7 protein-coding genes and 1 tRNA gene are annotated in these 9,558 nt (G+C 65.3%); 7 read left to right on the plus strand and 1 reads right to left on the minus strand.

The annotated features are described in order from the left end of the window. Positions 1 to 298 precede the first annotated feature (298 nt). The 6 genes from ACWEVO_RS19605 to ACWEVO_RS19630 all read left to right on the plus strand — a co-directional run bounded on the left by ACWEVO_RS19605 (position 299) and on the right by ACWEVO_RS19630 (position 7,743). Positions 299 to 2,011: a DUF262 domain-containing protein gene (locus tag ACWEVO_RS19605; protein WP_452308959.1), complete on the plus strand. Its 1,713-nt coding sequence runs from the start codon at positions 299 to 301 to the stop codon at positions 2,009 to 2,011. After that, positions 2,008 to 4,275, plus strand: coding sequence for a DUF262 domain-containing protein (locus tag ACWEVO_RS19610; RefSeq protein WP_452308960.1), 2,268 nt, complete (start codon positions 2,008 to 2,010; stop codon positions 4,273 to 4,275). Before ACWEVO_RS19605 ends, ACWEVO_RS19610 begins: the two co-directional genes overlap by 4 nt. 261 nt (positions 4,276 to 4,536) lie before the next feature. Next, positions 4,537 to 4,797 carry a hypothetical protein gene (locus ACWEVO_RS19615; protein ID WP_452308961.1) on the plus strand — a complete coding sequence of 87 codons (261 nt, stop codon included), beginning with the start codon at positions 4,537 to 4,539 and terminating at the stop codon, positions 4,795 to 4,797. Between the two features lie 52 nt (positions 4,798 to 4,849). After that, positions 4,850 to 5,794 carry an IS481 family transposase gene (locus tag ACWEVO_RS19620; protein ID WP_452308962.1) on the plus strand — a complete coding sequence of 315 codons (945 nt, stop codon included), beginning with the start codon at positions 4,850 to 4,852 and terminating at the stop codon, positions 5,792 to 5,794. A 52-nt stretch (positions 5,795 to 5,846) separates the two neighbouring features. After that, positions 5,847 to 7,334: a restriction endonuclease gene (locus ACWEVO_RS19625; protein WP_452308963.1), complete on the plus strand. Its 1,488-nt coding sequence runs from the start codon at positions 5,847 to 5,849 to the stop codon at positions 7,332 to 7,334. Positions 7,335 to 7,569: 235 nt separating this feature from the next. Next, positions 7,570 to 7,743 (plus strand): recombinase family protein, encoded by a 174-nt coding sequence (locus ACWEVO_RS19630; RefSeq protein ID WP_452308964.1) that lies wholly within the window; start codon positions 7,570 to 7,572, stop codon positions 7,741 to 7,743. Positions 7,744 to 8,357: 614 nt separating this feature from the next. Here the strand turns inward: ACWEVO_RS19630 and ACWEVO_RS19635 are convergent. Further along, positions 8,358 to 8,441, minus strand: a tRNA-Leu gene (locus tag ACWEVO_RS19635). Between the two features lie 94 nt (positions 8,442 to 8,535). Here ACWEVO_RS19635 and ACWEVO_RS19640 point away from each other — a divergent pair. Beyond that, positions 8,536 to 9,558, plus strand: a 1,023-nt coding sequence (locus tag ACWEVO_RS19640) for a tetratricopeptide repeat protein (protein ID WP_452308965.1), incomplete at its 3' end; no start/stop codon positions are given.

Consider the following 9,558-nt stretch of genomic DNA (forward strand, 5'->3'; position numbering starts at 1 on the left):
GAGGGAGGCCACCCTTTGCTGTCGGCGGTGTCCGGCACGGTAGGGATGCCCCTGTCGGTACGAGTTGATCTCACCGAGGTAGATGCGGCTCGATTCCAGAACTGATGGGTAGATCAGGCTCGGGCCGAGCTGCAGAAACGCAACGGTGAGTGACTGCCACGCGGACTGGGTACCGCGGCGTGCGCGCTCACTGTGGCAAAGGAGGATGCCTTGATCGGCTCCTCAGTCTGGCTGAGAATGGGTAGCGGCCCGTCAACGGGTCGGAGTAGCGAGGAAGCCTGGGTGTCGGAGACCTTCGATGATGATGATGACATCCACGGGTGACGCGCGTCTGGAGCCCAGGCTTGTGGGTGACATCTCCGGCCGGTTCTACGTTCCCGCCTACCAACGCGGCTACCGGTGGGGCGCGGTCGAGGTGAGCCGACTCCTCGACGATATCTGGGGAAGCCGCGACCAGCCGTACTACCTCCAGCCGGTGGTTGTGAAGCCGCACGGGGACGAATGGGAGCTGGTCGACGGCCAGCAGCGGCTCACCACGCTGTTCCTGATCTTCCAGTTCATGAAACGGGAGGGATTGCAGAGCACCGGCGCTGGTTACTCCCTGCGGTACGAGACGAGGGAGGGCAGCGCTGCATACCTGGAGGAACTTGATTCGGAGCAGAGCCGGCAGAACATCGACTTCTTCCACATCTACGAGTCCTACCGGTGCATCCGCGCCTGGTTCGATACGCACGGCAGCCGGCGCCAATACGTCGCCAACAGGTTCTACGGCTCGCTGTTCGAGCAGGTGCGAGTCATCTGGTACGAGGCCACAGACGACCTGGACGCCGTCACGCTGTTCACCCGGCTGAACGTCGGCCGCATTCCGCTCACGGACGCCGAGCTAGTCAAAGCCCTCCTGCTGTCGCGAAGCCGCGGTGGTCCCGGCGTGACCGATCGTGCGCTGGAGATCGCGGCGCAATGGGATGGCATCGAGCGCGACCTGCGCAACCCGGAACTGTGGGCGTTCATCACCGGAACGGCGTCGCCTAGCCCGACGCACATCAGCCTGCTGCTGGACACCATTGCGGGCGGGCCGCTCGGCCGCGAACGGCCACCGTTCCACACCTTCGAAACGCTCAGAGAACAGATCGCGGACCGACCGCAGGAGTTCTGGAACCAGGTGGTCGACCTGCATTCCCTGGTCGTAGGGTGGTACGAGAACCGCGACCTCTTCCACAAGATCGGTTTCCTGGTGGCGCAGGGTGCGTCGTTGCGTAGTCTGATCGACCTCGCGGGGAACAAGGCCAAGTCGAAGTTCGAGACCGACCTTGACGGACTCATCCGTGACCGGCTGCGGTTGTCCGAGGCCGATCTGCGGGAGCTCGGCTACGACAAGGACGACAAGGCGAGCCGGGCGCTGCTGCTGATGAACGTCGAGACCATCCGACGCAGGAGGGGCTCCTCGGAGCGGTACTCCTTCAGGGAGCACGCCGCCGGGCGGTGGTCGCTGGAGCACATTCACGCACAGAACGCCGAACAGCTCAGCACCGTGGCGCAGTGGACGCAATGGCTGCAACTGCACCGCAAGGCGCTGCTGGCCCTCGACGCCATCGACCCGGCCACGAAAAAGGCCGTGCTGGAGCGGGTCGACTCGGTGCTGGCCAGTTCGGCCCTCACGGAAGCCGACTTCCGGCCGTGCGAACGAGAACTGACCGCTCTGCTCTCGCCCCACGACGCCTCGGGTGTCGGCGGCGTGGACTCGATCGCCAACCTGGCGCTGCTCGAGCGGAACGACAACAGCGCGCTGCGCAACTCCGTGTTCGCCGTGAAGCGGGCCGTAATGATCGACCGAGATCGGAAGGGGTCCTACATCCCGGTGTGCACCAGGAACGTGTTCCTCAAGTACTACTCGCCGGCCGGCGAGCACCAAATGCACTTCTGGAGCGCCGACGACCGGGAGCACTACTTCACCGAGATGCTCGACGTGCTGCGCACCTACCTGCTCCCCAGCCAGGGCGCGACGCCATGAAGGGCTATCTAACGTCGTATGTGGGCCTCTTCGAAGCCCTGCCTGGCGGCGGGCCGGACATCGGCGGCGTCGAGATCCCGCTCATCCAGCGAGATTACGCCCAGGGCCGTCCGGACGAGCGGGCGCGGGAGATCCGGGTCGATTTCCTGGAGGTCCTGCTCGACGCGATCGCCGGGAGTGAGCCGGTCGGCCTCGACTTCGTGTACGGCCGGATCGAGGGCACGACGTTTTATCCCCTCGACGGGCAGCAGCGGCTGACCACCCTGTACCTTCTGCATTGGTACCTCGCCTCGGCGGCCGGCTGCCTGGACGCCGGGGCAGCCTGGACCCGGTTCTCCTATGCAACGCGCCCGAGCGCGCGCCTGTTCTGCCAGCGACTGGCCGCCAACCCGCTGCCCCCGGCCGCGGATACGCCGTCGACCTGGATCATCGACCAGGCCTGGTACCTACACGTATGGCACAACGACCCGACCATCCAGGCCATGCTCGTGATGGTCGACTCCATCCATGAACAACTTCGGCGCCTCCATCCCGGGCACGATCCGCAGGCCATGTGGGACCGCCTTACCCACGCCGAGTCGCCCGCCGTCTCGTTCTACCTGCTTCCGCTGGACGACATGGCATCCGACGAGGACCTCTACATCAAGATGAACTCCCGGGGCAGGCCGCTTACGCCGTTCGAGAATTTCAAGGCACGCTTCGAGCAGGACATCCGGCACTCCGACCGGGTCGACGAGTTCGCGCACAAGATCGACGGGCCGTGGTCGGACCTTCTGTGGCCGTACCACGGCGGTGACAACCTCATCGACGACGAGCTCTTCAACTATCTCGGCTACATCACCGAACTATGCGAACTCCGCGAGGGCCGTGTCGATTCTGGACAGCTTGGCCGCCGGGCACGCGCCGTGTTCGGCGAGGCCAACCCGCGCGCTGACGATCACATCGACTTTCTTTTCGGCGCATTCGACAACTGGAAGAACGCCGCCCACATCAGTAAGACGTTCAGCGATGCCCTGTCGACGGCACTGCCCGGCCAGGACCGCTACGACTGGCGGAAGGTAGTGCCGTTCGGCGGCGCCGGCACCGACCCATTCGGGCAGTGCCTCCGGCGCGGTCCCGGAAACCTGGCTGCCCCGCAGCGCCTGCTGCTGTACGCGTTCCTCCTGCACCTGATCGAAGGCACCGAAGACTTCCCCCGCCGGCTCCGCATACTGCGCAACCTCATCGCGGCCTCCGAAAACGAGCTGCGCGCCAGCAACATGCCGGCCCTGGTTAAGGACGTAGAGAAGTTAATCGTCAACGGCGATCTTGACGCCGTGACCAGGTTCAGCGGCAACCAGGTCGCCGACGAACGCCGCAAGCAGAAGTTCCTGGACGCCAACCCCGAACTCGCGCCCGCCCTCTTCCGGCTGGAAGACCATCCAATGCTCCGCGGCGCGCTGAGCGCATTCGAACTCGGCAGCGAAACCTTCACGAGACGCGCGCGAGCATTCGAGACCGCGCTCGCGGACCAGCGGCAGTGGCTCGGTCTGACCGGCGCGCTCCTCACCTTCGGCGACTATCAGCGCCGGCGACCCAACTCCGGGTCGTGGCAGTTCGGCTCAGCCGACAACGAGGCCGTGTGGCGGGATCTCCTCACCGGCACCACGTACCTGGGCCTCCAGTCGATACGAACCGTCCTCGGCCACCTGCTCGACGGCTTGGCCGGCAGCGATAGCGACCCCGGCGACTACTTCGAGCACGTAATCGGCGCGTGGCTCGCCAAGCGCGAGGACTCCAAGACCTTCGACTGGCGCTACTACCTCGTGAAATATCCCTCCATGCGAACCGGCACCACCGGCATTTACTACGGTGTCGACGGCCAGCTCGGCTACTCCATGTGCATGCTTCGCACCACGCGGCTCAACGGCTACTACCGCGACCCGATACTTCTGCAGGTCTGGCAGTCCAGCGGCGTCGGCAAACGAGCCGACGACCCTTGGTTCACCGGCTACGAAACGATTCCCCGCTGGCTGCGGTTAGTGCAAAGCGGGGTCGGCATGCGCAGCATCGACGTCGGCTTCGCGCTCGATGTACCCGACGATGAGGTCCTGAGGGCAAAGATCGCCGGAGTGTTCGAGCGGCACGGAGTCGTGTACACCGCGGACGAGGCCGTCATGCTCACCATCCCCCAGCAGGAAGGCGCCAACGGCCTCGTCGACGCGATTGACCGCGTTGTCGCCGGGGCCGCGTTCCTGCGCGATTTGGTGCAGGCCGGCCTATAGGCGTCCGGTCGCCTGGGTGAGCGCTAGGCGAGGCCGAATGCACTGTATTCGGCATGACCGGACGCCAAAGGCGGCTGGGATTTCCGTCCGCCCCGCCGGTGGTTGCTCTCAGCTACTCAAGCGGTCGGGTTCCTTCTGGAACGAGTCCGTACCGCGGCTCTTGAAATCTCGTACCTACCTCGGGACGTCAGCGGGTACCGTCACCCCGACCCCGACGACGCAGAACCATCCGGGCTAGACCTCGCCTGTCCGGGCATCGGCGTGCTGGCGGGCACGCGGGTACGCATCGCCGGACTGTTGGGCGGCGGCCTGCACGCCACGACCGACGACGGCTGGACCATCGACGTGGTGGCGCCCGAGTGGCCGAACCATCGCATCCTGCTGTCCGCCGACGGCGGTGGCTATGAGGGCCCACCGGGCACGACCTGGTGGCACGTCTTCCATGCTGACTACTCCGAACTGCGCGCCGCCGGCTTCTCACCGATCAACCGGAGTACGACAGAATGTCGTACCTTCTTCTAAAACTGACGGACATCGTTGACACCTGGGTCTCCGGCCAGTACGGAGACCATCTATGTCCACTCCTCAGCCCCCGCTCGACCGGGAGGCCAGACGGTGCCTGGCGATCATCCGCCATGTCGAAGAGGTCACCGGCAACGTCGCGCTGACTTGCCGGTATTACGGGATCAGCCGACAGGCGTACTACGTCTGGTACCGCCGCTACCAGGCCGACGGCGTCGACGGGCTGCGCAGCCGATCCAAGCGACCCAAGACCAGCCCCAACGCCACCCACGTCGAGGTCGTTGGGAAGATCATCTACCTGCGGCAGAACTACCACTTCGGTCCCGAGAAGATCGCGATGTACCTCAAGCGGTACCACGAGGTCGTCATCAGCCACTCCGGGGTGTGGCGGATCCTCAAGCGCTTGGACCTCAACCGGCTGCCAGCCTCGCAGCGCTACAAGCGCCACGACAAGCGGTGGAAGCGGTACGAGAAGCAGCTGCCCGGCCACCGGGTCCAGATCGACGTGAAGTTCCTCGAGCCCATCGGTTCGGCCGGCCGGCGCGGCGGGCGCAACAAGTACTACCAGTTCACCGCGATCGACGACTGCACGCGGCTGCGGGTGCTGCGTATCTACCCGCAGCTCAACCAGAAGACCGCGATCCAGTTCGTGGACTACGTGCTGCAGCGGCTGCCGTTCCAGGTGCAGGTCATCCAGACCGACAACGGCGCGGAGTTCCAGTCGGCGTTCCACTGGCACGTGCTGGACAAGGGCATCCAGCATGTCTACATCAAGCCCCGCACGCCGCGGCTCAACGGCAAGGTGGAGAGATCCCACCGCATCGATGCCGAAGAGTTCTACCGGATGCTGGAGGGCGTCGTGATCGACGACGCCCAGGTCTTCAACGACAAGCTCCGCGAGTGGGAGGACTACTACAACTACCATCGACCGCACGGCGGCCTCGGCGGCCAAACCCCTTACGAGCGCCTCAAGCAGAAGACCACGGCCCAGGCGTAAACGATCACCGTCGGTTGCACAGAATGTCGTACCTTCGCTCCATGATGGATGGGTGGCAGACGACCCAGTTCCGACGCAAGCTGCTATCCAGTCGGCGCCTGAGCCGGCAACTCCAGCATGCAGGATCTATGAGGCTAGGCGCCAATGGGCGCAGACCTACGCGAGCAACCACCGTTCAAGGCGCAGACTAGGCGCCGCACTGTCATTAATCTTCACACTCGTCGCAGGAATCGGCGCTTACGGGATGGCTGGAATTGCGGAAGCCTCGGTACCGGAGCGATTCTTCATCACCGCTCTCTTTCCGTTGTTCCCAATATTAGCTGCTCGAATGTCGGCCCGAGTTCGGCTGGAGGGCGACACCGCAGTTGTGGGCTGGGCGGCAGCCTGGCTAATCGCAATCTGCTGGGCGGCGCTTCTCTTCTTCGGATATGCCAAGAATGGGCAACTGATACTAGCTTTTACATTCGGAATAAACAGCCTTGCGCAGGTCACCGTGTACGCGGCATGCATGTTTATCCCAGTTAATTACAGATTCGAGGACGAGATAGTTCTACCGCGAATCCTCGAGACGCATGCAGCACCGCCACCACACGATAACGAGTCGATCCTGAGTGATTACCGTGAGGCCGAGAAGTTGGCGGCAGCTTGGCTTAGGCGGTTCGGATACAAGGATGCCGAAATAACGCCGGTTGGCCAAGACGGCGGGATCGATGTAGCCGCCAGGGGGGCTGTGGCACAGGTTAAACTCTGGCACACCAAGCGGGTTGGGATTAGCGAGGTGCAGCGACTTGCTGGGCTAACCAAACCCGGACAGCGGCCATTCTTTTTCGCGAGAAGCGGATACACCAGACAGGCAGAGGAGTGGGCTTCCGACCCCGCGCACCGGGTTGCGCTTTTCGAGCTAGAAGGGGACGGCAACCTTCGGGCTGCAAACTTCACGGCTCTACGGACTCTTTATAAAGCGCCGTTCCGAATGCCATCATCGGCGCGCCAGCCAATCTCTGCCGGGTTCAAGGTGGTCACCGGAGCGTTCTTCGCTTTTGGCGTTGCCGCAATCCCCGTCGGCGGCGCATTCATTCTCGCGACGCCTGGAACTAGGTTCCTTCCATCCTTGTTCTTAATCGGGAGCATCTGGCTTACCTACGTCCTCGGTTTTACACAAATCCTAGGAAAGGACTTTCGGCGCCTGATTCGTGCACTTACGGCTCGCCGAGAAGGAGCGGAATGGCCGGGGTGGCGCGAGATTCTGACAGATCCTGCCGTTGCCGATAGGGACGAGGCGCTTCCCGCAGGTCAATTCTCCGGCTATGCAGAGAAAGGGCAGCTTGGCCTCTTCATCACCGTCATCGAACTCTTTGTCCTAACGCGAAAGCTTAGGCAATGGGCACTCTGCAAGGTCGGCATCACTCGACGTCCGCGGGCCCCCTTCGGGATCGGCGAACTCTTGGCCGTCAAGTTGCTGATGGACATGGGAAGAACGTCCCGACGCCATAAGCGTCTCCCCAGGAGTCCCAGCGCCAATGCCCGACGAAGTTCCTGAGGACAGATTAGGGGAGCGGTTTGCATTTTGCGAATCTTGTGGCCACGCCGATAGTGCGCCCGAGGCTGGGTCGGCCGTACACTGCCGCCGTGAAGTTAGATCAACAGACCGCGCGAACTTTTGCCGAGCGACACCTCGCCAAAGCACTACCTCGTCGTTGGCAACACGTTCAGGCTGTCGCGGCCAAGGCTTCCATACTAACCCGCCTTGTGTGGCAATGAGCCACACCGGCGTCATGCGCTGGAACACCCGAGACAAGTGGGTGGCCTCAAAGGAGATCACCCACGAGCCGCTCATCGACGATGCGACGTTCGAGCAGGTCCAAGCAATCCTGCAACGGCGCGGACGCGGAACCGGCGGTCAGCACGTCAAGCAGCGCACCCCCAACCGTACGTCTTCCGCGCCATGATCTACTGCGCCGCCTGAGACCGACGCATGCAGGGCCAGTACAACCACGGCGACGCCTACTACCGCTGCCGCTTCCCACAGGAATACGCCCTCGCCAACCAGGTCCCCCATCCCCGCAACGTGTACCTAGCGAGGAGCCCTCACCGACCCCCTCGACACCTGGCTGGCCTCTGCCTTCACACCCCAGCGCATCGAACAGACAATCACCGCGCTCGCTGACGCCCAACCCCTGAATCATTCGCCCGATCCAGCCACGGCAGCCCAGACGATCATCAACGAATGCGACGCGAAGCTGGAACGCTACCGAGCCGCCCTCGATGCCGGCGCCAACCCGGCGGTAGTCACCGGGTGGATCGCTCAAACCCAGACCGAACGCGCCCGCGCCGAAGCAGATCTTGACGCGAACGCGGGCAGCAGGCCACGCCGGATGAGCCGAGCGGAAATCGGAGGTCTGGTGACGACCCTCGGCGACATCGCCGCGGCCCTTCGCGAGGCCGACCCGGCGGACAAGGCCGAGGTCTACCGCCAACTCGGCCTTCGGCTCACCTACCAGCCGGAAACGCAAACGGTGCGCGCTTCAGTGGATCTAAGCGCGCACCGTGGGGTAATGGTTCGTGTCCGAGGGGGGACTTGAACCCCCACGCCCTATACGGGCACTAGCACCTCAAGCTAGCGCGTCTGCCATTCCGCCACCCGGACCTGCTCGTCCAGCCTACCCTGTCGGCCGAGGTGAGCTTCTCACCGGTTCGGCCGCCCTGGCGGGCCGCACGGGGGATTACTGTACACGGCCCGGATGGATCATGCACATCGCCACCCGTGCGGCACGTTTCCCCAGTTCAGAGCGGTGGCGGGCAGGGGCGTTCGCGCCCGCCGAACCGGATCTCCGGGCCCGGGTAGCGTGCGAGCACCCATTCCGGGCAGCATTGCTCACGTGTCACACCCCTCCCCCCTGACCGCCGCTCAACACCAGGCCCTCGCCCTACGCTCCGCCGGCGATCTGGCCGCCGCCCGCCGCCTGCTCACCGATGCGATCGCTGGGGCCAGACCGGCGTACGGGGAGGACCATCCGGAGGTGCTGGCCACCGGCCACATGCTCGCCCGGCTGCATCGGGAGGCCGACGATCCGGCCGCCGCCCGACGGGTGCTGGAGGAGGCGTACGCGGCGGGCGAGCGCCGCCGCGGCGAGGCCGACCCGCTGATGCTCGCGCTCAGCTTCGACCTGGCGGGGGTCGCGGAGGAGCTGGGCAACCGGCACGAGGCCCGGCGCAACTACTACCGGGTGGCCACCGTCGGGTCCGCGGTGCTCGGCCCAGACCACCCCGCGGTACGCGCAGCCCGCCAGTACCTCGGCGGCTCCGCCGCCGCTCCCGCGCCCCAGCCGGGCTCGACCGCTCTCGCCGGCCCGACCGTCTCGATGCCCGTCGTGCCCCAGCCGCATCAGCCACCAGCGGCTCCGCCGGCGCCGGCCGTGCCGCGCCCGGCCCCAACGGCTTCCCTCGGGCCGAATGACCCGCACGCCCGACCGCCGCTGGCCGGCGCGGAGTGGGCCCCGCAGCCCGGACCGGCTCCTACGCCCGGCCCGGCGTCTCCCTGGGCACCCCCGACCGGCGCACCGGGGAACCCGCTGCCGCCGCCCCCGGTACCCGGGCCGCCCGGGTCTGGGGTCGGTACCGCAGTGCATCCCCTTTTATCGGCCCCGGTCATTCCGGCCCCCCACGCCGTTACGCCGCCCTCCAACTCGGTGCCGCCGACGCCGCCCGCCTCACGGGCCACGCCGCCGGCCACTACGGCCCCACACGCCGCCGGGCCGCCGTTC

The sequence above is a fragment of the Micromonospora sp. NPDC003776 genome, from assembly GCF_053605645.1.